General features: G+C 63.2%; 25 protein-coding genes. 6 read left to right on the top strand and 19 right to left on the bottom strand.

Features of this window, described 5'->3' with window-relative positions:
* Positions 1-39: 39 nt before the first annotated feature.
* Together DS839_RS11890 and DS839_RS11885 are read right to left on the bottom strand one after the other, a co-directional pair.
* Positions 40-753 (bottom strand): glutamine amidotransferase, encoded by a 714-nt coding sequence (locus DS839_RS11890; protein WP_119270546.1) that lies wholly within the window; start codon positions 751-753, stop codon positions 40-42.
* Positions 754-877: 124 nt separating this feature from the next.
* The gene (locus tag DS839_RS11885) at positions 878-1,681 is read right to left on the bottom strand and encodes an SDR family NAD(P)-dependent oxidoreductase (protein WP_119270545.1); all 804 of its coding nucleotides are present in this window, start codon (positions 1,679-1,681) and stop codon (positions 878-880) included.
* Between the two features lie 134 nt (positions 1,682-1,815).
* Here DS839_RS11885 and DS839_RS11880 point away from each other — a divergent pair, with 134 nt between their 5' ends.
* Positions 1,816-2,283: a GNAT family N-acetyltransferase gene (locus DS839_RS11880; RefSeq protein ID WP_119270544.1), complete on the top strand. Its 468-nt coding sequence runs from the start codon at positions 1,816-1,818 to the stop codon at positions 2,281-2,283.
* A gap of 23 nt (positions 2,284-2,306) precedes the next feature.
* On the opposite strand, the gene DS839_RS11875 is transcribed toward DS839_RS11880, so the two are convergent.
* The 9 genes from DS839_RS11875 to DS839_RS11835 all read right to left on the bottom strand — a co-directional run bounded on the left by DS839_RS11875 (position 2,307) and on the right by DS839_RS11835 (position 11,026).
* Entirely contained in the window at positions 2,307-2,522 is a 216-nt protein-coding gene (locus tag DS839_RS11875; RefSeq protein ID WP_119270543.1) for a formate dehydrogenase subunit delta, read from the bottom strand.
* Between the two features lie 11 nt (positions 2,523-2,533).
* Entirely contained in the window at positions 2,534-3,337 is an 804-nt protein-coding gene (gene fdhD, locus DS839_RS11870) for a formate dehydrogenase accessory sulfurtransferase FdhD (RefSeq protein ID WP_119270542.1), read from the bottom strand.
* Positions 3,338-3,341: 4 nt separating this feature from the next.
* On the bottom strand, positions 3,342-6,227 hold the full coding sequence (fdhF, locus tag DS839_RS11865; RefSeq protein WP_119270541.1) for a formate dehydrogenase subunit alpha: 2,886 nt from the start codon (positions 6,225-6,227) through the stop codon (positions 3,342-3,344).
* A 14-nt stretch (positions 6,228-6,241) separates the two neighbouring features.
* Positions 6,242-7,792: a formate dehydrogenase beta subunit gene (locus tag DS839_RS11860; protein WP_119270540.1), complete on the bottom strand. Its 1,551-nt coding sequence runs from the start codon at positions 7,790-7,792 to the stop codon at positions 6,242-6,244.
* Positions 7,789-8,280, bottom strand: a complete 492-nt coding sequence (locus DS839_RS11855; RefSeq protein ID WP_119270539.1) for a formate dehydrogenase subunit gamma — start codon at positions 8,278-8,280, stop codon at positions 7,789-7,791. Before DS839_RS11855 ends, DS839_RS11860 begins: the two co-directional genes overlap by 4 nt.
* A gap of 115 nt (positions 8,281-8,395) precedes the next feature.
* A complete protein-coding gene (locus DS839_RS11850) occupies positions 8,396-9,325 on the bottom strand; it encodes a LysR family transcriptional regulator (protein WP_119270538.1) in 930 nt (309 codons plus the stop codon).
* Positions 9,326-9,571: 246 nt separating this feature from the next.
* Positions 9,572-9,784 carry a hypothetical protein gene (locus tag DS839_RS11845; RefSeq protein ID WP_119270537.1) on the bottom strand — a complete coding sequence of 71 codons (213 nt, stop codon included), beginning with the start codon at positions 9,782-9,784 and terminating at the stop codon, positions 9,572-9,574.
* Between the two features lie 352 nt (positions 9,785-10,136).
* Positions 10,137-10,505 (bottom strand): helix-turn-helix domain-containing protein, encoded by a 369-nt coding sequence (locus tag DS839_RS11840; protein ID WP_162918465.1) that lies wholly within the window; start codon positions 10,503-10,505, stop codon positions 10,137-10,139.
* 71 nt (positions 10,506-10,576) lie between these two features.
* Entirely contained in the window at positions 10,577-11,026 is a 450-nt protein-coding gene (locus DS839_RS11835) for a hypothetical protein (RefSeq protein ID WP_162918464.1), read from the bottom strand.
* A gap of 175 nt (positions 11,027-11,201) precedes the next feature.
* Here DS839_RS11835 and DS839_RS11830 point away from each other — a divergent pair, with 175 nt between their 5' ends.
* Positions 11,202-11,576: a hypothetical protein gene (locus tag DS839_RS11830; protein WP_119270534.1), complete on the top strand. Its 375-nt coding sequence runs from the start codon at positions 11,202-11,204 to the stop codon at positions 11,574-11,576.
* 23 nt (positions 11,577-11,599) lie between these two features.
* On the opposite strand, the gene DS839_RS11825 is transcribed toward DS839_RS11830, so the two are convergent.
* Both DS839_RS11825 and DS839_RS11820 read right to left on the bottom strand, forming a co-directional pair.
* Positions 11,600-12,139, bottom strand: a complete 540-nt coding sequence (locus DS839_RS11825; protein ID WP_119270533.1) for a L,D-transpeptidase — start codon at positions 12,137-12,139, stop codon at positions 11,600-11,602.
* 100 nt (positions 12,140-12,239) lie between these two features.
* On the bottom strand, positions 12,240-13,256 hold the full coding sequence (locus DS839_RS11820; RefSeq protein WP_119270532.1) for an arginase family protein: 1,017 nt from the start codon (positions 13,254-13,256) through the stop codon (positions 12,240-12,242).
* A gap of 110 nt (positions 13,257-13,366) precedes the next feature.
* On the opposite strand from DS839_RS11820, the gene DS839_RS11815 reads away from it, so the two are divergent.
* The 3 genes from DS839_RS11815 (at position 13,367) to DS839_RS11805 (ending at position 15,588) form a co-directional block, all read left to right on the top strand.
* Positions 13,367-13,618, top strand: coding sequence for a hypothetical protein (locus DS839_RS11815; RefSeq protein ID WP_119270531.1), 252 nt, complete (start codon positions 13,367-13,369; stop codon positions 13,616-13,618).
* Positions 13,619-13,738: 120 nt separating this feature from the next.
* Positions 13,739-14,812, top strand: a complete 1,074-nt coding sequence (locus tag DS839_RS11810) for a hypothetical protein (protein ID WP_119270530.1) — start codon at positions 13,739-13,741, stop codon at positions 14,810-14,812.
* Complete coding sequence (locus DS839_RS11805) at positions 14,809-15,588, top strand: hypothetical protein (protein WP_119270529.1); 780 nt, start codon at positions 14,809-14,811, stop codon at positions 15,586-15,588. Before DS839_RS11810 ends, DS839_RS11805 begins: the two co-directional genes overlap by 4 nt.
* Here DS839_RS11805 and DS839_RS11800 read toward each other — a convergent pair.
* From DS839_RS11800 to DS839_RS11780, 5 genes are all read right to left on the bottom strand, one after another.
* Positions 15,563-17,152, bottom strand: a complete 1,590-nt coding sequence (locus DS839_RS11800; protein ID WP_119270528.1) for a VOC family protein — start codon at positions 17,150-17,152, stop codon at positions 15,563-15,565. The genes DS839_RS11805 and DS839_RS11800 overlap by 26 nt on opposite strands.
* Positions 17,153-17,164: 12 nt before the next feature.
* A complete protein-coding gene (locus tag DS839_RS11795; protein ID WP_162918463.1) occupies positions 17,165-17,566 on the bottom strand; it encodes a hypothetical protein in 402 nt (133 codons plus the stop codon).
* A gap of 61 nt (positions 17,567-17,627) precedes the next feature.
* Positions 17,628-17,849, bottom strand: coding sequence for a hypothetical protein (locus DS839_RS11790; protein WP_119270526.1), 222 nt, complete (start codon positions 17,847-17,849; stop codon positions 17,628-17,630).
* Positions 17,846-19,228, bottom strand: a complete 1,383-nt coding sequence (locus DS839_RS11785; protein ID WP_119270525.1) for an FAD-binding oxidoreductase — start codon at positions 19,226-19,228, stop codon at positions 17,846-17,848. Before DS839_RS11785 ends, DS839_RS11790 begins: the two co-directional genes overlap by 4 nt.
* Positions 19,218-19,976, bottom strand: coding sequence for an SDR family NAD(P)-dependent oxidoreductase (locus tag DS839_RS11780; protein WP_119270524.1), 759 nt, complete (start codon positions 19,974-19,976; stop codon positions 19,218-19,220). The genes DS839_RS11785 and DS839_RS11780 overlap by 11 nt, the downstream gene beginning before the upstream one ends.
* Before the next feature lie 106 nt (positions 19,977-20,082).
* On the opposite strand from DS839_RS11780, the gene DS839_RS11775 reads away from it, so the two are divergent.
* Complete coding sequence (locus DS839_RS11775; protein WP_368911531.1) at positions 20,083-20,655, top strand: histidine phosphatase family protein; 573 nt, start codon at positions 20,083-20,085, stop codon at positions 20,653-20,655.
* Positions 20,656-20,679: 24 nt separating this feature from the next.
* Here the strand turns inward: DS839_RS11775 and DS839_RS11770 are convergent, their stop codons facing one another.
* A complete protein-coding gene (locus DS839_RS11770; protein ID WP_119270523.1) occupies positions 20,680-21,318 on the bottom strand; it encodes a DUF922 domain-containing protein in 639 nt (212 codons plus the stop codon).
* Positions 21,319-21,357: the final 39 nt, after the last annotated feature.

Genomic DNA, 21,357 nt, shown 5'->3' with positions numbered 1-21,357 from the left:
TAATGGTTAGTGAAGATTTGAGGCGCCGACAGGGAAGAGTCAAGCGGCCTGGGCCGAAGCCGGCCTTGGCCTGAGCCAGAGATCGAGGAAGCCCCAAAGCCATTGGCGCACCGGCGCGTCATGGAGGATCTGGCCCGAAAGCTGCTCGGCACCGTTCTGGGCGCCTTTCAGCGTGAAGCGATGCGCGCCCCTGACCGACCAGCGATGCATCATCAGCCGCGTCACCTCGGGATGGAATTGCAGGCCATAGGCCTCGCCGTCATAGCGGAAGGCCTGGTTGGCGAAGGTCTGCCCCGTCGCCAGAAGCTCGCAGCCTTGGGTCAGGGTAAAACCTTCGCGATGCCAGTGATAGACCGTGCCCGGCCAGTCGCCGAGCTTGCGTCCGACCTCGGTCGGCGCGAGCGGGAAATAGCCGATCTCGACGAAACCTTCCGCATGTGGCTCGACCTTGCCGCCCAAATGGCGCGCCAGCATCTGGGCGCCGAGGCAGATGCCGAGAAAGGGCTTCTTCTCCTTGAGCGGAATGGCGATCCAGTCGGTCTCGGCGCGGATGAAAGCGTCGCAGTCATTGGCGCTCATCGGACCGCCGAAGATCGCCGCCCCCTCATGTTCGGCGAGCGTCTCGGGCAAGGCATCGCCAAGGCAGGGCCTTCGGATATCGAGCGTGTAGCCCTTCTCCTTCAGCATGGTGCCGACGCGTCCGGGCGACGAGGTCTCCGAATGCAGGATGATCAGGATCTTTCCGGCAGCCATGATTCGCGAGGGTGACACAGGAAGCGGCCTATCGTCGAGAGCGGCAGATCATGGCTGGCATGTCGTCAGAGAGGCTCATGTGGAAGACCGCGAAGGACATGAGTGCTTGCGGCGAAGGGAGGAGCTAGCGGGCCTTGGCCGAGCCCATGGCCCGCCCGATGACGGGAAGGATCACGCGCCGGGGTGCTCCCCTCATTGCATAGGCGGCAAGCTTGTTCATGGTGCCGGGCACCACCAGCCGCTCGCCCGCCTTGAAACCGGCCCAGCCGGCCTGGGCGACGGCCATGGCTCCTTTCGGCACCACCCGGCTCAGCGCGCGCGCCTGCTTCATCCCGGCGCGGCGCTGGAAACCGGTATCGACCGGACCCGGCGACAAATTGGTCAATGTGACGCCCGTTCCCTTGGTCTCCTCATGGAGCGCATCGGTGAAAGACAGCACGAAAGCCTTGGTGGCGAAATAGACCGCCATATTGGGCCCCGGTATGAAGCCCGCGGTCGAGGCGACGTTGATGACGCCGCCCGAGCCCTTGGCGATCATGCCAGGCAGGAAGCGCAAGGTGAGATCGGTCAAAGCGCGGACATTGAGGTCGATCATCTGCAACTGGTCTTCGCGCGCGAGCTCGGCCGCCTTGCCGATCAGCCCGAAGCCGGCATTGTTGATGAGGATGTCGGGGGTGAGCCGGCGGGCTTCGAGCTCATTGGCGAGGATTTCGCAAGAGCCCGGCTTCGCCAGATCGAGAACGATGATGTTGACCGGAACGGCATAGCGGGCAATCACCACGCCGCGCACGCGATGCAACTCGGCCTCGGTGCGCGCCACCAGGATCAAGGGATGGCCGTCGCCCGCCGCCACATGGGCGAAAGCCTCGCCAATGCCGCCCGACGCACCGGTGATCAGGACTTGCGGAAAAGGGGATTGTTCGCCCATCACCCTTGTCTAGACGGCAATTAGGGCGGAGAAAAGATGGTCCGTATGCACTGTTTCCGGCCGGCATAAATACCCTCATGAGGCCGTATTTATGTTTTGACCCGCTGAAATCGGAAAATCCTTAGAGGTTAGAAATGGATGCGCATGCCAGGGCCATTGTCATTCGCAAGGCGCAAAGCCAGGAAGGGAAGGCCATTCGTGCCCTGGTGTTGACCGAGCGGATGCGCCCCATCGACCTCAAGCCCGAGAATTTCTTGGTTGCCGTCAAGGATGAAGAGATCATCGGGACGGTACAAATGAGACGCCATCCGGATGGAACGCGTGAATTGGGGTCTCTTGTCGTAGCACCGCCCTGGCGGCGGCAGGGCATCGCCACTCGGCTCATCGATGAGCTCCTGAAGGATGAAAGACAAAGCGTCTATATGATCACGGCCAGAGCGCATTGGGCAGGCTTTGCGCGGTGGGGTTTTGCGCGTGTATCCCGCGGATCCGTTCCCAAGTCGATCCGGTTACATCATTTCATTGGCAGTCTGGGCAGTATCGTGTCGCTGCTCAAGCGGCGTTCCATGCGTCGCCTCGTCATCCTGAAGCGGGCGATCTGAGCGTGTGGTCGCCACGGTAGGGGTTATCCCAATCCCAGCTTCTTGCCGGCGGCGAGCGCGATCGGGTTCAGCGCGGCCTTGTCCGTGGCGATGAGCTCAGCCAGCTGCTTGCGCATGCGCGGATCCCAGAAAGACTTGATATGATTGGCGGTTTCCTTGATGGCCTGGTCCTCGGGATAGGCCTGGAAGGCCACCGCGATCTGGTTGGCCATGCGCTTGATGTCGGCGAACTGGTCCATGATGTACCCTGTCAATGAAAGCAGACGATGCCGTCGGGCGAGCGGCTTGCGAGCGTCATGCCCGCTCCGCGCGCCAGATGGAGGGCAAGGCCGGTCGGCGCCGAGATGGTGACGAGATGGGCAATGCCGAGATGGGCGCATTTCTGCACCAGCTCGAAACTGCATCGGCTGGTCATGGCGACGAAACCCGAGCTTCGGTCCAGCCCCTCGCGCGTCACCGCGCCCAGCAATTTGTCGAGCGCATTGTGGCGGCCGATATCTTCGCGCACCAGCTTGATCTCGCCCTCGGGCGTCACCCAGGCCGCGGCATGAACGGAGTGATTGATCTTGTTCATCGGCTGGCGCGCCGGCAATTCGGCAAAGGCCTTCTGCACGGCGGCGGGCGCGAGCGCGAAGGCTTTTCCGATAGGCGCCACGGGCTTCACCACATCGGCAATGTCCTCGACGCCGCAGAGGCCGCAGCCGGTGCGGCCCTCCAGCGCCCGGACCGAGCGCGGCTTGAGCGCCGCCTCATCTACCGCGATATCGACGCAGAAGCCGTTCTCGACGGTCAGCGCCACGACATTGCGGATGGCGGCAGGGTCGGTGACGAAGCCTTCCGACAGCGAGAAGCCGACGGCGAAATCCTCGAGATCGGCCGGCGTCGCCATCATGACCGCGGTCGAGACCGAATTATGCATGATCGCCACCGGCACTTCCTCCGGCACCTGCCAGACGAGGTCCTTCGCCGTGCCGTCGGGGCGATAGAGGCGCCCTTCGGCAGGACGCGATGTCGCGGGCTCCGATGCCCAGTCCGGATCGGGCCTCGCCGTCATCGCATCACTCGGCCGCGACCAGCGGCTTCACCGCCACGCGCTTGTGCTCGCTCTCGCGCTGCTCCCATTCGACCTGCCAGTCGGAGGGCTGGTTGGAGGGCGTGACTTGCACGGCGGTCACCTTGTATTCCGGGCAATTGGTCGCCCAGTCGGAATATTCGGTGGTGATCACATTGGCGCCGGTCACCGGGTGATGGAAGGTGGTGTAGACGACGCCCTGCGGCATGCGCTCGGCAATGACCGCGCGCAAGGTGATGGCGCCGATGCGGCTCGTCAGCGACACCATCGAGCCGTCCCTGATGCCGCGCACTTCCGCATCATGCGGATGGATCTCGAGCACGTCCTCCGGGTGCCAGGCGACATTGGGGGTACGCCGCGTCTGAGCGCCGACATTGTACTGGCTCAGGATGCGGCCGGTGGTCAGGATCAGCGGGAAGGAGCGGTTGGTGCGCTCATCCGTCGGCACGAATTCGGTGACCATGAAGCGGCCCTTGCCGCGCACGAACTTGCCGATATGCATGATCGGCGTGCCTTCAGGTGCCGCATCGTTGCACGGCCACTGCACCGAGCCCAGCCGGTCGAGCTTCTCGAAGCTGACACCGGCGAAGGTCGGCGTCACGCGGGCGATCTCGTCCATGATCTCCGCTTCCGATGAATAGCTCATCGGATAGCCCATGGCGGCGGCGATCCTGGCGACGACTTCCCATTCCTGCATGCCCTGCTTCGGCGCCATCACCGGGCGCACGCGGTTGATGCGCCGCTCGGCATTGGTGAAGGTGCCGTCCTTCTCGAGGAAGGAGGTGCCGGGCAGGAAGACATGGGCGAAGGCCGCCGTCTCGTTGAGGAAGAGGTCCTGCACGACCAGGCATTCGATCGCCTCGAGCGCCATATTCACATGCTTGGTGTTGGGATCGGACTGGGCGATGTCCTCGCCCTGGACGAAGAGGCCCTTGAAGGAGCCTTCGACGGCGGCCGTGAACATGTTGGGGATGCGCAGGCCCGGCTCCGCATCGAGCTCGACATTCCACACTTTCTCGAACAGGTCGCGCACCGTCGAGTCGGAGATGTGGCGATAGCCGGTGAGCTCATGCGGGAAGGAGCCCATGTCGCAGGAGCCCTGGACATTGTTCTGGCCGCGCAAGGGATTAACGCCCACACCGTCGCGGCCGATATTGCCGGTCGCCATGGCGAGATTGGCCATGGCCATGACCATGGTCGAGCCCTGGCTGTGCTCGGTGACGCCGAGGCCGTAATAGATGGCGCCATTGCCGGCGGTCGCATAAAGCCGCGCCGCGGCCCGAACGTCCTCGGCCTTGACGCCGGTGATGCTTTCCAAAGCCTCGGGCGAGTTCTTCGGATCGGCGATGAATTTCTCCCAGCGGGCAAAGTCTTCGGGCTCGCAGCGCTCGGCGACGTAATCGCGCTTCACCAGGCCTTCCGTCACCACGACATGGGCGAAGGCGTTGAAGATCGCGACATTGGTGCCCGGCAGAAGCGGCAGATGATATTGGGCCTCGACATGCGGCGAGCGCACGATGTCGGTGCGGCGCGGATCAATGACGATGAGCTTCGCACCTTCGCGCAGGCGCTTCTTCATGCGCGAGGCGAAGACCGGATGAGCGTCGGTCGGGTTGGCGCCGATGATCAGGATCACATCGGCCTTGTCGACCGATTTGAAGTCCTGGGTGCCGGCGGAAGTGCCGAAAGTCTGCTTCAAGCCATAGCCGGTCGGCGAATGGCAGACGCGGGCGCAGGTGTCGACATTGTTGTTGTGGAAGGCGGCGCGGACCATCTTCTGCACCACATAGACTTCCTCATTGGTGCAGCGGGACGAGGTGATGGCGCCGATCGCGCCCACGCCATGTTTGGCCTGGATGTCCAGGAAGCGCTTGGCGGTGAAATCGATGGCCGCGTCCCAGGAGACCTCGCGCCAGGGATCGGTGATCTTCTCGCGCACCATCGGCTGCAGCACGCGGTTCTGATGCGTGGCATAGCCAAAGGCGAAGCGGCCCTTCACGCAGGAATGGCCTTCATTGGCGCCGCCATCCTTCCAGGGCATCATGCGCACGACCTCGTCGCCCTTCATCTCGGCCTTGAAGGAACAGCCGACGCCGCAATAGGCGCAGGTGGTGACGATCGAATGATCGGGCTGGCCCTTTTCGATGATCGACTTCTCGGTCAGCGTGGCAGTCGGACAGGCCTGCACGCAGGCGCCGCAGGAGACGCATTCGGAGGCCAGGAAATCCTCATCCATGCCGGCCGAGACATGCGAGGCGAAGCCGCGCCCGTCGATGGTCAGCGCGAAAGTGCCCTGCACTTCCTCGCAGGCACGCACGCAGCGCGAGCAGACGATGCATTTGGACGGATCGAAGGTGAAATAGGGATTGCTCTCGTCCTTCGGCTTGTAGCGGAAATTCTCCGAGCCGTTGTGCTTGGCGAAGACGTGGTTGTCGCCGTCATAGCCATAGCGCACTTCGCGCAAGCCCACCGCTCCCGCCATGTCCTGCAATTCGCAGTCGCCATTGGCGGCGCAAGTGAGGCAGTCGAGCGGATGATCGGAGATATAGAGCTCCATCACGCCGCGGCGCAGCTGCGCCAGGTGATCGTTCTGGGTCTTGACCTTGATGCCGGGGGCGACCGGCGTGGTGCAGGAGGCGGGCGTGCCCTTGCGCCCTTCGATCTCGACCAGGCACAGGCGGCAGGAGCCGAAGCTCTTCATCGAATCGGTGGCGCAGAGCTTCGGGATCTGAGTGCCGAGCTCCATCGCGGCACGCATGATCGAGGTGCCTTCCGGCACCGTGACCGACTGGCCGTCGATCTCGAGGGTCACCATCCGCGTAGCCTCGGACTTGGGCGTGCCGTAATCGATTTCCTTGATGAGCGTCGTCATATCGCTGTCCTACTCTATTCCGCGGCCTTCGCGGTGGGCCGGTCGAAGTCTTCGGGAAAATGCTTGATGGCGCTCTGCACCGGCATGGGCGTCAGGCCGCCCATGGCGCAAAGCGAGCCCTCGACCATGGTCTGGCAGAGATCGTCGAGGACGATGAGGTTCTTGTCGCGCTCGATGCCGGCGATGATGCGGTCGATCACCTCGACGCCGCGCACCGAGCCGATGCGGCAGGGCGTGCATTTGCCGCAGGATTCGATGGCGCAGAATTCCATGGCGAAACGCGCCTGAAGCGCCATGTCGACCGTGTCGTCGAACACCACGATGCCGCCATGACCGACCATCGCGCCATTGGCGGCGAAGGTCTCGTAATCCATCGGCAGGTCGAATTGCGAAGCCGGCACGTAAGAGCCCAAGGGACCGCCGACCTGGATGGCGCGGGCGGGGCGGCCCGAATGAGTGCCGCCGCCGAAATCCTCGAGGAGCTGGCGCAAGCTGATGCCGAAGGCCTTCTCGACCAGTCCGCCATGCTTGATATTGCCGGCGAGTTGGAAGGGGAGCGTGCCGCGCGAGCGGCCCATGCCGTAATTCTTGTAGAACTCAGGCCCCTTGCTCAGGATGTCGGGCACCGCGGCGAAGCTCAGCACATTGTTGATGATGGTCGGCTTGCCGAACAGGCCCTCGAGCGCCGGGATCGGCGGCTTCGGCCTCACCATGCCGCGCTTGCCCTCAAGGCTGTCGAGCATGGACGTCTCTTCGCCGCAGATATAGGCGCCGGCGCCGGTGCGCACGGCAAGCGTGAAGCTCTTGCCCGAATCCTGGATGTTGTCGCCGAGGAAGCGCGCGGCGGCCGCCTTGGCGATCGCCTGCTTCATCTTGGCGATGGCATGGGGATATTCGGAGCGGATGTAGATCAGGCCCTTGGTGGCCCCGACCGCGATGCCGGCGATGGTCATGCCTTCGATCAGCGTGAAGGGATCGCCTTCCATCAGCATGCGGTCGGCGAAAGTGCCGCTGTCGCCCTCATCGGCGTTGCAGCAGACATATTTCTGGTCCGCCTTGGCATCGAGGACCGTCTTCCATTTGATGCCGGTCGGGAAGCCGGCGCCGCCCCTGCCGCGGAGCCCTGAATCGGTGACGTCCTTGACGATGTCGGCGCCCGATTTCCTCAGCGCGGCCGTGAGCCCGGCGAAACCGCCATGCGCGACATAGTCCTCGATCGACAAGGGATCAATGACGCCGCAGCGCGCGAAAGTGAGGCGCTCCTGTTTCTTGAGATAGTCGATCTCTTCGGTCGGGCCATGGCCAAGGCGATGCTTGCCGCCGTTCAGAAAATCCGCGTCGAAGAGCGAGGCGACGTCCTTGGCCGCGACCGGACCATAGGCGACACGGCCCTTTGCCGTCTCGACCTCGACCAGAGGCTCGATGAACAGAAGGCCGCGCGAGCCATTGCGAATGATTTCAATCTCGAGACCGCGCTTGCCGGCTTCCGCCTTGACGGCGGCGGCGACTTTGTCGGCGCCCATCGAGAGAGCCGCGGCATCGTCGGGAATGAAGACTCTGGTCATGCCGAGGCCTCGCTGAGCGTCTCTTCCATGATCTCATCGAAGCGCCGGGCATCGACGCGGCCGTGCAAATGACCATCGACCATCATTGCCGGCGACAAAGCGCAATTGCCGAGGCAATAGACCGCTTCGAGCGTCACCTGGCCATCGGCGCTGGTTTCACCGAAGCCCAATTTGAGGCTCGCTTTGGCGTGGCTGCAGAGAGCTTCGCCTTTCATCGACTGGCAGGACTCGGCGCGGCAGATCTTCACCACATGGCGGCCGGCCGGCTCGCTGCGGAAATCGTGATAGAAGGTGATGACGCCATGCACCTCGGCCCGGGAAAGATTGAGCGCCTTGGCGATGACGGGGACGACGGCTTGCGGCACGCAGCCGAGCTCCTCCTGCACATCATGCAGGATCTCGATCAGTTCGTCGGGGCGGTTGCCATGGCGGTTGCAGACGTCACGGGCACGCTCGCCATCCGGTGACATTTCAGGCTTCGTCAACATCGAGCCAAACCTTCCTGGCCGGAAGACCGGCGCCGGGTACCAAGATTATATAATCATTCCGGTTTTGCCGGAACAGTGATGCTCCAGCAAATCGGTAGTTCCGATGAAATGATTGTTACGCCCGATGAAGATCCAGGGGCTTGCGCAAAGCGGCGGGATCGAAGCCAAGGGCGACGTGCTGCAGCGCAGCGACGATCGGCGCCAAGGGCTCGCGGTCGACCACCAGGAGGCCCACGGCATGCTCGACATCGGGGTTGGTCAAGGGGATGGCCGTGACGCCGGTCGTGGGGCCCAGCGCGTCGAGGAAATATTCAGGCATGATGCTGGCAAGGCCGGTGAAACGGACATTTGACCATAGGTTAGCGATGGAATTGGTCTCGAGCCGGGGCTGCGGCTGGCAATTGGCGGCCCTGAAGGCGCGGTCGATGATGCGCCGGTTCTGCATATTGGGCGTCAGCAGGCAGAGAGGTTCCTGCGCCGCCTCGAACCAAGTGACGGTCTCCCGCTTCGTCAAAGGATGGGTAGAGGCGATGAAGAGGCAATAGCGCTCGCGGTAGAGCGGTGAGGCGATGAGCCCGTCGATCGGCTCATTGTCGAGATAGGCGATGCCGACATCGATCGAGAAGTCATGGAGGCCGCGCAGGATCTCGGCCGTCGACTGCGAGTAGACGGTAAAATCGACGCGCGGATGCTGGGCCTGCATCGTCTGGGTCAGAAGCGGTGCCATGGGCAAGGCTGACGGTACGGCACCGATCACCAACTTCCCGGTCAATTCTTCCTTGCGGCCCTTGATCGAGGCGAGCTCCTGCTGCATCGCCTGCCAGTTGTCGAGGATGGTATGGGCCCATTTGAGCACCCTTTCGCCTTCCGGCGTCAGGCCGTGAAAGCGCTGGCCCCGCTCGACAATCGGCACGCCGAGTTCCTGCTCGAGCTGGCGGATGCGGCCGGAGAGGGTCGGCTGCGAGATGTTGCAGGCTTGGGCCGCCCGGGTGAAATGCTTCTCGCGGGCAAGGGCGGCCAGGTAGCTGAGCTGACGGATATCCATGGACCCCGATAGCAGATCAGGCACCCTTCCATGAAGAGGGGCCTGCTCTTCCTTAGGTTGTTTGTCTGATAATATGCATATTTTGATCGCGTGAGCTTTATTCACCGTTACAAACTGTTACCCAACGTCTATACTCCCGTGTGGGGACGGTGACATTGCCCCCGGATCCGCACCCCGGGAGAGCCCTCGCCTTAAAACGGTGAGGGCTTTCCTGTTCTAACGTAGGGGAAATTCAAATCGATCCGGTCAGGGCGCCAGAAACCCAGCGGCCAGTCTCGCCAGCGAAGACAAAAAGTCCCGCTCCATCAGCAGCAGCCAAGCGCAGGCGGCAAGGCCCAAGAGCAAGCCCAAGGGAATGACGACGGGCCAGCGCGGCAAGGGCGCATAGACGATCTTGGGCGCCCAAGGTGCCGTGCCCGGCAGCGGCGGCACGGAACGGGCGTTGCTCTCAGCCTTCATGACAGCGATCCCAACCAGGAGAACGGGGAGCTTGCGCTATACGTCAGTTTCAAATGCTGAAACAGCCGTCTCATGCCGATTGCCTTATCCAAGCGATGCGCCATCCCGGACGCGCTCATATGACAGGTCTATGTGACAGCTCTCACTATAAGTCACCTGAATTTGCTGCGAATCCTTTCGGCGAAGTGATTCACTTCGCCGGGATGCGCGCTCGTGAGAAGGTCACAGGGATCATCGACCCTCCATCGGGGATCGATTAGATCGCCGATCCTGGCATTGCAGAAGACATAAGCGGCGGGCTCCCAAATTCCCATCCGATGATCTGGTTCGGATGGGATTGGGACCCATCCATTTAACGCCGTCCGGTCTTGCGCGCCTGCGACCCGTTCGCGATCTTCTTCGAGACTCCGGGTGCCAACTTCGCCTTGAACTTGCGATCGACGGAAGTGAACGCGAAAGGTTCACGACCGAGCCACAGGAGCAGCGAGAGCAGGTGCTCTACTGCAACAGGCGTCGAACGTTCGAGCCTGAAGATGACCGTATGATCGCAGCCGACCTCGCGGGCCAGATCGCGGATCGTGAAATTCCGCCCCAGCCTTGCGGTCTTCAATTCAGTTGCAACCGAAGCCCAGGCAAAAGTCACGGGCGACCCGACGCGAGCGACCCGCTTTTTACCTGACGAACGAGAAACAGAGCGCTTTTTCTTGAGAGAGTTCAGCATTCATCCCCACCACACCGACCCCCTGGATAGATACTTACAGCAAGCTGGGCCGGTTTCAAATGTTTTGATCTTTACTGAAAAGTAACAAATTTTAGAGGGATCGAGAATTCCAGCTCCCGGGGGTCGACCGGCGGGATCAGCACCGGGAGGGCGTAGCAGAAGCGCGACTCGGCAGAAGGCACCATGGGCTGGTCATCGAGCAGCCGGGACAAGCGGCCGATCTCATTGCTGTAGCCCCGCCGCTTGACCGAAATGTCGAACCGGACTGACAGGACCGATCTTGAACTGCCATTCAATACCCGGGTCTGCACGGGAGTCTCGGCCGAGCAGGCTCCGGGGTCGAAAACCGCGGCAATCGTCACCTTGTCCTCCTCGGCCAGCATACGCCTGTTCTCCAGCCATTCATAAAGGGCCCAGCCGCTGAGCAAAATGACAGCAGCCAGCAGGATATAGCCGGCGGCGCGCGGAAAAAACACCAGCGGCACAAGGAATACCAGCGCGGCGATCAGCCAGCCCATCATCACCTTCCTGCTGCCGCGCCTATGCCCGGCAGCTTCACCACATTCCCGCCCGCACTTCAGGATCGAGGCATGTTTCCGTCAGCCATGGCAGGAATATAGGACGGCATGCCTTGCGTATCATTACTTCATAAAGCCCATGGAGCCCTCCATGCGGAGCGCTCCGAAAGGAGGTTCCATGTCCAATATGCAACGGGCAGTGCTGGCGCTCACCATCCTCAATCTCGGGGTGCTGGCCGGTGGGCTCGGCTTCAACCATCTGTCCGCGGCACCCGCGGCCGAGCCCGTCCTCCGGGCCGAGCTGATCGAGCTCGTCGACCACAGCGGCACCGTGCGCTCGCGGCTCAGCGTGGCACCCGATGGTGAAGTGGTCTTCCGCCTGATGGATCAAACCGGCGCCATCCGGGTGAAGCTCGGCGCGGGCAAGGACGGATCGGGCCTGGTCCTGGTCAACGATCAGACCGAGCCTGGCATCCACATGCTCGCGACCGACAAGGCGACGCGCGTCTCATTGACGAACCAGTCCGGCGTCGAAAAGGTGATCGCGCCGTGACGGCGGCGAGATGCTGCTTCCGATCAGTCGAACAGATCGGCGAAGGGATTGCGCCGCTTCATCCAGCGCGGTTTGCGCGGCAAGGCGCTGGCGAAATCATCGGAGAAGCCGCCGAAGTCGAACTCGAAACCGCCTTTGACGACGACGCGGGTGTTCTTCATTCCCGTCTTCTGCACCAGGGCGTAGAGCTTGGCGGCATTGGCCGGCGCCAGGCGCACGCAGCCATGCGATGCCCTCATGCCGAGGCGCTTGGTATGGGGGCTGCCATGGATCGCGTGGCCTTCCATGGTGAAGAAGATGGAATGCGGCATCGGCGCGTCGTCCCACTCCTTGGAGAAATGGTCGCGCTCCATGCGGAACGGCTTGTAGCTCCCGCTCGGCGTCGTATAGCCCTGAACGCCGGTCGACACCGGCCAGACATAAGTCTGCTCGCCGTCGACCGACACGGTCATCTTCTGACTGTTCTTGTTGATCGAGATCAGAACATTCTTGGCGGCAAGTGCGGCGCCAATATTGAGCACGCCCAAGAGCATCGCGGCCAACACCACAAGCCTCAAACGCATGGACCTTCTCCCTCGCAGTCGGTCTATCCCCATGGCCGGGTACCGGCCGTCCCCTTATTCTACCGATTTGCGCGGCTTCGTCCATGACCCTGCCGAAGGGTCAGGCGGCGAGGCCCGCCAGGCGAAAAGCGACGAGCGAGGTGAGCTCAAACATCATCACCATCGCCATCTGCGCGGTGATCTGGTTCGGACTGTCCTTGGTCGGCATCAGGCAAACGACGTCGGCACCAATGATATCCAGGCCCTTGAGGCCCTGCAGCAAGCGTGTCGCCTCGCGGATGGTGAAGCCCGAAAAACCGGGCTCGAGGTTGGACACGCCGGGCGCCACGCTCGGATCGAGGGAGTCGAGGTCGAAGGTGATATAGGCCGGGCGGTCACCAACTCGTGATCGGATGAGCTCGACGGTCCTCGCGATGCCGAGCTCCTCGAATTCGTTCATGGGGACAACCTTGTAGCCCAGCGCCTCGCTGGCCGAGCCGACCTTGCCCTGATGGATCGAGCCCGAGGGATGGCCGCGCATGCCGATCTGGATGCTATGGGCGGCATCGACGGCCGCTTCCCGTACCGTATAGGCCGCCCAATGCGCCGCCGAACGGCGGGCGCCCAGCCAATGCGGCATGTTCTCATAGGAATCGGTATGGGCGTCGAAATGGATCAAGGCGGCGGGCTTGCCGCCCGAAAGCTTGCGCCCCGGTCCTGCCACGGCCTTGAGGATCGGACCGGTGATCGAATGATCGCCGCCGATCGATACGGGGCGCGTGCCGGCCGCATCGAGGCGCCGATAGAAGGCCTCGATGTCGCGGACGCAGGCCTCGTTGTTCATCGCTTCCGGCAAGGGCACGTCGCCCAGGTCATGGATCCGCGCCGCCTCGAACGGGGCGAAGCCGTGCACGCCATGGGCGCGGCGATAGAAGCCCGAGACATGGCGCACCGCGCGTGGCCCCAAATGCTGATCGCGCTCGGTGGAGCCATTGCCGGAACTGTGCGGCACGCCGACAAGGGCGATATCGCAGGCCGAAGGGTCTTCGTTCCAGGGGCAGCGGAACAGCGTCGGAATGCCCCACCAGTACCAGGATTGGGCGCTGTTTCGGGCTTGTTCCATCTCGCTGCCTGACATGTTTTTCACCTTTGAATTTTATGATCGCTTTATGGCCGAGCCGCCTATTCCGCATCGTTTTCCGATGCGCGGATAGCCAAATGGACGTCAGAAACGATGAGTCCCGAGCCATGTCAAACACCATTTTTAGAAGGCGCAAGCTTCCGCCGGTCATCGCGGTCCTGGCACTCGTGCCGGCAGCCTTGGTCGCCATCGCCACGCTTTTCGCCGTGTTCTTCGCTGCAACGCCGGAACGCGCCGTGTTGACCCTCGCCCAATGCCGGACGATCAGCGCGGCGGATCAGCGCCTCGCCTGCTATGACAGCCTGGAAGGCAAGCCCTCGCCGCTGCCGGCGAAAGGCGGGCAGGCAGCCGCCGGATGACCGGATTCGTGACCGGATCAGACCCGGTCATGAAGTTCCCTGTTGCCGAAACGGCCATTTGACGCTTTGATCCAAGGCGCGACCGGGAGCGGTTCGTTCCCGGCCGCGAGGGAGGGGACAATGGCCTTGCAGGCACGAGGACGCGCCACCGTCAATCCGCGCGAAGAGCTGGCCAAGTGGATGGGCGCCCGACAGAAGCACCATTCCGAATACATCAAGCTGCTGACCGACCGGAAGAACGAGCTGTTCAATGTCGAGCTCGATCACGGGCCGCGCTCGGACATCTACATAGGGGCGCAGCGCGAGTTCGAACGCCACGACCAGCAGTTCGACCGGCTGCAGGCCGTCGTGCGCCGGCCGATCAACAATCTCAACATCGCGCCCTGGATATTCTGGCTGCTGGCGCTCGGCCTCGCCATTCTCGAAGCGCCGGTCAACAAGTTCCTGTTCGATTATGCGATCCAGGGAACCAATCTCACCTCCTATCTGGTCTCGACCGCCTTCGCCATCCTGCTGCTCTTGCTCGCGCATCTCGCCGGCAGATGCCTCCGGCAAATCTGGTCGGAATATCGCCGCCGCGTCGTGTGGTCGAACCTCATCATCGCCTGCCTGGGCGTCGCGGTTCTCGCCATTCTCATCTCCATCCTGACCATCGGCCGCGCCCGCTATTCGGCGGGTGCCGCCGATCCAGGCCTTGGCAGCCTCTTCACCGATATCGGCGGGCAAGTGAGCCAGCATGGCTTCTTCACCAGCCTGTTCAGCGCCTTCGGTGATGTGAGCGCGCTCATCCTGTTCACCGTCAATTTCGGCGGCGTGATCATCGCCATGCTGCTCGGCTTCTTCAGCCACGATCCCGACAAGGATTTCGATCACTCGGAAGCCGCTCTCAAGAAGGCCACCCGCCGCCTCAACAAGCTGCAGTCCAAATATGCCCAGTCGCGCGCCAAGGTCATCCGCAAGTTCACGCCCGATCTCACCGGCGCCAGCCGTAATTTCGCCGATGCCAACAACAAGATCATCGAGATGAAGACGCTGTTGAGCGAACCGCTCGATGAATGGGACCGGTTCGTGCTCGACGATCTCGACACGCTCGCCGAGGAGGCGATGGAGGATGACGTCGGCTCGCAGCTCGCAGGCTCCCGCCTGCCGCCGAGCGAGGTGACGAAAGGCGCCAATATCCGGCCGCTCAGATGAGGAGTGTCGCAAGCCTTGCCGTTCTCGCCGCCATCCTCCTCATAGGCCTCATCAGACCAGCGGACGCGCAAGCGATCGATTGGCAGCGCTATTGCGCAGCCGATGGCCGCGACGTTCTGCTCTTCGTCGACGTCACGACGCCCTATGACGCCCAGGACAAGACCATCCTCGTCGACGGCCTGCAGCGCATCGTCGCCGACCTCAAGGGCGGCGACCGCATCGTCATCAGGACCATCGGCGACAGCGCCGCCCATTCCGAGCGCCTGGTCGACCGCTGCATTCCTTATTGCCCGCCGAAGGGTTTTTGGGAGGATCTGTTCTCCGACTGCACCGGCGGCCTCATCCTCAACCATAAGCGCATCCTCATCGCCGACATCCGCAACAAGGCGCGCGAGCGGCTCGATCAATTCACCGAGCTGCCGTTCTCCGACATCGTCACCACGGTGGCGCTGGTGTCGCGCGAGGAACTGTCGGGCAAGAAGTCGGCGGAGATATTCCTGTTCTCCGACCTCATCGAGAACTCGCCCTTCATGCCGGGCGGCGAGTTCCTCATGCTGCCCAATGCCGACCTCCTCAAGCGAATCGCGGAGAATCAGCTCGTGCCGTCACTTCATGGCGCCAAGGTGCAAGTGTTCGGCGTTGGGCGCGGCGGCACGGCCGAGCGCACGGCGCTGCCGATCGAACGGCTGAACAAGATCATGGAATTCTGGACCAGGCTCTTCACCGAAGGCGGGTCGGGGGACGTGTCGATCAATCAGAACCTGGCGGTGCAGTGACGTTCGCCTCATACCAGCGCCGCGTGAGAACGATGTCCTGACGATCGAGGCCGTGACCGGCGGCGATGGTTTCGGCGGTGATCCTTGAGCCGCAGCGGCGGAAGTGATCGACCAATGGCGGCGCATATTGGCCGTAAGGGTCCGACCTTCCGGCGATGGTCAGAATGCCCGTGTCCGAGAGGTCGGGCGTCGGCGGCGTCTCGAGCACCAGCATCGGCCGTAGCAGGATGGCGCGGGCGAGAAGACCGGGATGAAGCAGCATGAGGGCGGCGACGAAATTGGCGCCATTGGAATAGCCGAGCGCCGTGACGCGGGATGGATCGAGCCCGTAACGCGAGAGGGCTTGCGGCAAGGTGGCGGCGAAGGCTCCCGTCTCCCGCGCGATGTCCGCCTGGTCGAAGCGGTCCATGCCATAGCGCCGGAACCAGCGCAGCGAACCTTCCTCGCTGCTGCGGCCGCGGAAGCCCAGGAGATCGGCTTGCGGCGCAATCTCCCGGCCGAGCGGCAAAAGGTCGGCCTCATGGCCGCCGGTGCCATGGAAGAGAATCAGGGTCGCGCCATCGGATTTTTCCGCACGCTTCAGGCGATGAATGAAGGGAAGGTCGGCGGCGGGATCGCGCGGCTCGCCGGGCGCTGAAATATCGGGCAGCATGGCGATGATATCCTTTTCGCGTGCCGCCTCATGCGGCGGAACAAAGACCTTCGTGCCGAGCCCGGCTTCATCCTCGTCCACCGTCATGCCGGGCTCATCGGTCGCAAATTCGGTGAGGATGCCACCCGGCTCGCGGACATAGAGCGAGGTGAAATAACGGCGGTCCTTGATCGGGCTCGTGGCGCGCGCTTCAGCGGCGAAGGCGGCATGAAGGGCATCGAGCTCGGCATGCCCGCTGGCACGGAACGCCACATGATCGATCGTGCCGGGGCCCGGCGCTCCCGGCCAGAAGCCCGACGCTTCACGCAGATCGACAACATCGCCGCTTAAGGAGATAAACCGGGTCGCCGCCCCCTCGCGGGCGCTTTCGCGATAACCGTAACGCTGGGGCAAAGCCGCGCGCGTCCCGTTCGGATCATTGGAGAGCCAAGTGACGCCGCGAATGCGGCGCACGGCCATGGCGGCGGGAATGTCCGACGGATGAAACAAGGCGGGCGCCAGGAGTTCGTCCTGGCCGACGAGCTTGATGATGACGCCGTCCGGATCGCTGAGGCGCAAGACCGGTTCGCCGAATTCGCGGCCCGGCAATCCGGTCTTCAGTCCCAATGTCATCGCCCGCGTGAGCCAGAAACCCATGGCCTCCGCCGGTATGGCGAGGGCGATCTCAAAGGCCTGGCCGAGGCCCTGGCGTCCACGGGCGCCCTCCTGCCAGACAAGTGCGGTGATGAGGGAGCCGGGCGAACCCAGTTGGTCGCCATAGAAGAGATGGAGCTGGGTCGAATCCTCGAAGCCCGCGGTCCGCTTCACCAGCCTGAGGCCCAGGAAACCTGCATAGAAGTCGACGTTGCGCTGCGCATTCGCCGTCACCAGCGTGACGTGATGGATGCCGGAACTCTGGCGGGGATCGCTCATGCGCCCAGGTAATCAGGTCCGGTCGATCGGGTACAGCGAATTCCAGACATAAAAGGTCATGCCCGAGATGAATGCGGAGACGACGCCGATCACCGCAATGGAATCGAGGCGTCCGTAAAAGGGAAGGGTGAACAGGCATATCGCCGACGCGATCAGCACGGCGGCAGCGGTCCACGGCGCCATATGCGCCAGGACCGACTCGGCGAAATAAAGAGCGACGGCAAGAGCCACGATGTAAAGCGGCCAGGCTACGAGCAGCCCGGCGATGACATGCATGGGGTTCCAGAGAAAGAGCGTAAGCAGCAAGGGGCCGACGATGAAGGAAAGGATCAGGCGGAGCGCCAGCGCCTTGCGCCGGCTCGAGGTCACGGGCGGGTTCTCTGTTTGCGACGGAGGCGAAGGCGCTTCTGCCATGTGCTCCCATCCACCGATGGTTCGCTCAATAGAGCGGAGAGCCGGCCTCAGCGCAAGCGCTTCATGCTTTCGGCTTCCGTCGCATGGCCAGCCAGACGGCGCCGATGATCCCGCCGACGACGGCGCCGGACGGCATGATGAAGGACACGACGCCCATGGCATAGGCGCCTTCCATTTGCGAGATGTTGAAAATCTCCGCGGCCGCGATGGACAAGGCCAGGGCCAAGGCGGCGCCGGCAATGGCGCCGATGAGGAAGCCGGCGATAACTCTCAGTAAGATCATCTTTTCAACACCTTGCCGGGATTGAGAATGCCGTTCGGATCGAGCGCCTGCTTGATGCGGCGCATGACGCCGAGCTCCTCGAGACTGCGCGAGTAGCCGAGATAATCGCGCTTGAGCGTGCCGATGCCGTGCTCGGCCGAGATCGAGCCGCCATATTGGGCGACGAGCCGGTAGGCGATCTCGTCTATGTCGTGCAGGTCGGCCTGGCTCGCGCCCGCGACCGAGACGGAAACATGCAGATTGCTGTCGCCGATATGGCCATAGAAGGAGACATGGCAGCCGGGGAAGCGCCGGTCGAGCGCCATGGCGCATTCTGCAGCGAAGATGCCGAGGCTGCCGATCGCCAGGCTGACATCGAGATTGACGAGCGACGGCAAGAGGCGGTCCATGGCGAGGCCTTCGCGCACCACCCAGAACGAGCGCCTCTCCTTTTCCGATTGCGCGATGAGCGCATCGGCGATCAGCCCGTCGGTGAGCACGCCTTCGAGGAAGGCTTCGAGCGCCGCGTCGTGGCCCGCTCCCTCCGTCTCGATGATGACGGCGAAGGGCGGGGCGCTCTCGAACAGGCGAAGGCTTTCGGCTTCGCAATTGAAGCGGAAATAGCTCTGCCACATGGCCTCGAAGGCGGAGAGCGAGGCGAGCTCGCTCTTGGCCCGGTTCAGAAGAGCGACCACGTCATCGTAAGCCGCCAGCGCCAGGAGCGCGGTGGACCGGCCCTCGGGCAAGGGCTTCAGACGCAAAACGGCGCGGGTGATGACGCCCAGCGTTCCTTCCGCGCCGATGAAGAGCTGGCGGAGATCATAGCCGGTATTGTTCTTCGCCATCTTGTTCAGCATGGTGAGCACCGTGCCGTCGGCGAGAACCACTTCGAGGCCCAGCACATTGTCGCGCGTCACGCCATGGCGGATCACCCTGATGCCGCCGGCATTGGTCGAGAGATTGCCGCCGATCTGGCAGCTGCCGCGGGCGCCGAGATCGATCGGCAGCAGGAAGCCTTGGGCCGCCGCGGCATTCTGCGCCATTTCGAGCGGCGTGCCGGCCTTGACCGTCATGGTCCCTGCCGCCCGATCGATGTCCTCGATGCCGGCGAGGCGTTCGAGCGACAGGGCAAAATCGGCCGTGGCCGGATTGGCGGCACCAGCAAGACCGGTCATGCCGCCTTGCGGCACCACGCTTTGGCGATGCGCATTGCAGATCCTGAGCGCTGCCGCCACCTCATCGGCGCTCGCCGGACGCAGCACCGCCTTGGGCAAGTGCCGGCCGGTCTGGCTCGCATCGCCGCGATGGCGCTCGCCGATCTCGGCGCCGGTCAGCACCGCATCGTCGCCCAGCGCACGCCGCAGTTCATCGATGATCGTCGTGGCAGGCTCAGCGGACATAGCTCGCGCCGTTGATGTCGAAAGTGGCGCCGGTCATATGGCGCACCTCATCGCCGCACAGGAAGGCGACAAGGGCGCCCACTTCCTCGGGAGCCGCCATGCTGCCGAGCGGGATCTCGGAGAGGATGCGGCTTATATCCGCTTCCGTCATGCCGACATAGGCCATGTCCGTCTCGGTGAAGCCCGGCGCCACGGCGAAGGCGAGGATATTCTCCGCCGCATAGCCCCGCGCGATGGTCTTGGTGAGCGCCACCAGCGCGCCCTTCGAGGCGGCATAGGGCCATTGATCGGGCGCGTCGCCGCGATGCGCGGCACGGCTGGCGATGTTGATGATCTTGCCGCCGCCCGTTTGCCGGAAATGCGCCACCGCCAGCTTGCAGAGCTCGGCCGGTGCGGTGAGGTTCACCTGCATAACTTGCGCGAAAGCCTGCCGCCAGTCCGCCATCGGTGCCGTGACCGGGGCGGGGGCGAAGATGCCGGCATTGTTGACCAGCACGTCGATGCGCGGGGCTTGAGCTTCGGCATCGCGCCACAAAGTGCTGGCCGCATCGGCTTCCGCGAGATCGGCGCTCAGAAGATGGCAAGAGGCGGCTCCGATCTCCTCGCGCAGAGCTTCTGCCGCCGCGCGGCTTTTTGCATAATGGAGCAGCACATGGGCGCCCGCCGCCGCGGTCGCCCGCGCGATCGCAGCACCTATGCCGCGCGATCCGCCCGTCACCAGGACGGTCTTGCCGCTGAGATCGGTCATGATGGGCTTTCTCCCTTCTCTAGCCGTAGCTGCTTTAAAAGTTTCAGCGGTAGAATACTATACCGACCTATTCCACGGGGCGTGTCAGGCAAGGGGAAGAAACCGAGTGAGCGATCTGCCAACCATCCATCTCGTCCGGCATGGTGAGACCGAGTGGTCGAAGTCCGGACGACATACGGGCCGCACCGATTTGCCGTTGACCCCGAACGGCGAGGCGGAGGCTCGGGCGCTCCAATCCCGTCTGGCCGGAACGGCCTTCGACCAGGTGCTGACGAGCCCGCTCAAGCGCGCCGCCCGCACGGCGGAACTGGCCGGCTTCACCGGCAAGCCCGAGCCGGACCTTCTGGAGTGGGATTACGGCGACTATGAAGGCCTGACCACAGCGGCTATTCGCTCAAGCCGCCCTGGTTGGGACTTGTTCAACGACGGCTGTCCCGGCGGCGAATCCGTCGAGCAAATCTCTCAACGGGCCGACCGTATCGTGACCCGGCTGAAGGCGCAGAAGGGGAATGTGCTCGTCTTCGCCCACGGCCACATATTGCGGGTGCTGACCGCCAGATGGGTCGAGCAGCCGGTCCTGTTCGCGCGGGCACTGCTCTTGTCGACCGGCACCGTGAGCACGCTTGGCTTCGGCCACCACAGCGTCGACGAGCCGGCGATCAGCGTGTGGAATTCGTGATCGAATGAGGCCGGTGGTTCTAGTTCACTGAGGCGCAGGTTTCTGACGCTTCTTTGCCTTGGTTTTTACCGGCGTGTAGATCGGCGCCAGAGCAGCCTTCATGAAAGGATGGTTGTCAAAGCGTCCCCTGTCGGCGGCATCAAAAGCGATGTCCTTCTGCCGGCAAGCGGGTTTGACTTGCTCGATGATGTTTCTGGCCCTTCGGGCGGCCTCGGTACAATTTCGTCCCTGCAAGCCGGTGAGAACCGCATCCATGCGGCGCACGCAGTTCATCCATATGGCCCGATGCGTTTCCTCGTGCTTCCTGATGAAGCCGGAGAACTGCTGCCAGAGGCGGCGGTCACTCGCGGACAGAGACGCTTCATTGGCGTGCCTCGGCAGGCGGATCACAAATCGGACGGACAACCCGGCGACGCGGCAACCTTTCGCTGAGCTCACGGTCCGCGGCGTGGAAAATTCTATCATTGTGAGCGCATGGTGTCGCGCGCCGTTCACCCGTAGCGAGTTCTTGAGGAGCGACGCAAAGATGCCGGTCGTGCTCGTTCCCGATACGCTGTAGAACGAGTATTTGGTCGTAAAGGCGGGCGCAGCCTGGGCTGTTTCCAGTCCCAGCAAGAAGACGACACCCACCGCTGCAGTCGCAAGCCTTGCGAATGACCGCATCGACGCCTCGAAAGTTGAGGCAAATATAAGGACCAGTCC

The sequence above is a fragment of the Taklimakanibacter deserti genome (genome assembly GCA_003574785.1).
This window is presented reverse-complemented; position numbering and strand designations above follow the sequence as displayed.

What these genes read in the sequence shown, in the direction of transcription:
- DS839_RS11810 (WP_119270530.1), top strand. Translation starts at nt 13,739, where the DNA reads ATGGCCTTGCAGGCACGAGGACGCGCCACCGTCAATCCGCGCGAAGAG.
- fdhD (WP_119270542.1), bottom strand. Translation starts at nt 3,337, where the DNA reads ATGACGGCGAGGCCCGATCCGGACTGGGCATCGGAGCCCGCGACATCG.
- DS839_RS11805 (WP_119270529.1), top strand. Translation starts at nt 14,809, where the DNA reads ATGAGGAGTGTCGCAAGCCTTGCCGTTCTCGCCGCCATCCTCCTCATA.
- DS839_RS11875 (WP_119270543.1), bottom strand. Translation starts at nt 2,522, where the DNA reads ATGGACCAGTTCGCCGACATCAAGCGCATGGCCAACCAGATCGCGGTG.
- DS839_RS11815 (WP_119270531.1), top strand. Translation starts at nt 13,367, where the DNA reads ATGTCAAACACCATTTTTAGAAGGCGCAAGCTTCCGCCGGTCATCGCG.
- DS839_RS11880 (WP_119270544.1), top strand. Translation starts at nt 1,816, where the DNA reads ATGGATGCGCATGCCAGGGCCATTGTCATTCGCAAGGCGCAAAGCCAG.
- DS839_RS11835 (WP_162918464.1), bottom strand. Translation starts at nt 11,026, where the DNA reads ATGATGGGCTGGCTGATCGCCGCGCTGGTATTCCTTGTGCCGCTGGTG.
- DS839_RS11885 (WP_119270545.1), bottom strand. Translation starts at nt 1,681, where the DNA reads ATGGGCGAACAATCCCCTTTTCCGCAAGTCCTGATCACCGGTGCGTCG.
- DS839_RS11840 (WP_162918465.1), bottom strand. Translation starts at nt 10,505, where the DNA reads ATGCTGAACTCTCTCAAGAAAAAGCGCTCTGTTTCTCGTTCGTCAGGT.
- DS839_RS11770 (WP_119270523.1), bottom strand. Translation starts at nt 21,318, where the DNA reads ATGCGGTCATTCGCAAGGCTTGCGACTGCAGCGGTGGGTGTCGTCTTC.
- DS839_RS11850 (WP_119270538.1), bottom strand. Translation starts at nt 9,325, where the DNA reads ATGGATATCCGTCAGCTCAGCTACCTGGCCGCCCTTGCCCGCGAGAAG.
- DS839_RS11780 (WP_119270524.1), bottom strand. Translation starts at nt 19,976, where the DNA reads ATGACCGATCTCAGCGGCAAGACCGTCCTGGTGACGGGCGGATCGCGC.
- DS839_RS11795 (WP_162918463.1), bottom strand. Translation starts at nt 17,566, where the DNA reads ATGGCAGAAGCGCCTTCGCCTCCGTCGCAAACAGAGAACCCGCCCGTG.
- DS839_RS11845 (WP_119270537.1), bottom strand. Translation starts at nt 9,784, where the DNA reads ATGAAGGCTGAGAGCAACGCCCGTTCCGTGCCGCCGCTGCCGGGCACG.
- DS839_RS11855 (WP_119270539.1), bottom strand. Translation starts at nt 8,280, where the DNA reads ATGTTGACGAAGCCTGAAATGTCACCGGATGGCGAGCGTGCCCGTGAC.
- DS839_RS11825 (WP_119270533.1), bottom strand. Translation starts at nt 12,139, where the DNA reads ATGCGTTTGAGGCTTGTGGTGTTGGCCGCGATGCTCTTGGGCGTGCTC.
- DS839_RS11800 (WP_119270528.1), bottom strand. Translation starts at nt 17,152, where the DNA reads ATGAGCGATCCCCGCCAGAGTTCCGGCATCCATCACGTCACGCTGGTG.
- fdhF (WP_119270541.1), bottom strand. Translation starts at nt 6,227, where the DNA reads ATGACGACGCTCATCAAGGAAATCGATTACGGCACGCCCAAGTCCGAG.
- DS839_RS11890 (WP_119270546.1), bottom strand. Translation starts at nt 753, where the DNA reads ATGGCTGCCGGAAAGATCCTGATCATCCTGCATTCGGAGACCTCGTCG.
- DS839_RS11830 (WP_119270534.1), top strand. Translation starts at nt 11,202, where the DNA reads ATGTCCAATATGCAACGGGCAGTGCTGGCGCTCACCATCCTCAATCTC.
- DS839_RS11860 (WP_119270540.1), bottom strand. Translation starts at nt 7,792, where the DNA reads ATGACCAGAGTCTTCATTCCCGACGATGCCGCGGCTCTCTCGATGGGC.
- DS839_RS11785 (WP_119270525.1), bottom strand. Translation starts at nt 19,228, where the DNA reads ATGTCCGCTGAGCCTGCCACGACGATCATCGATGAACTGCGGCGTGCG.
- DS839_RS11820 (WP_119270532.1), bottom strand. Translation starts at nt 13,256, where the DNA reads ATGTCAGGCAGCGAGATGGAACAAGCCCGAAACAGCGCCCAATCCTGG.
- DS839_RS11790 (WP_119270526.1), bottom strand. Translation starts at nt 17,849, where the DNA reads ATGATCTTACTGAGAGTTATCGCCGGCTTCCTCATCGGCGCCATTGCC.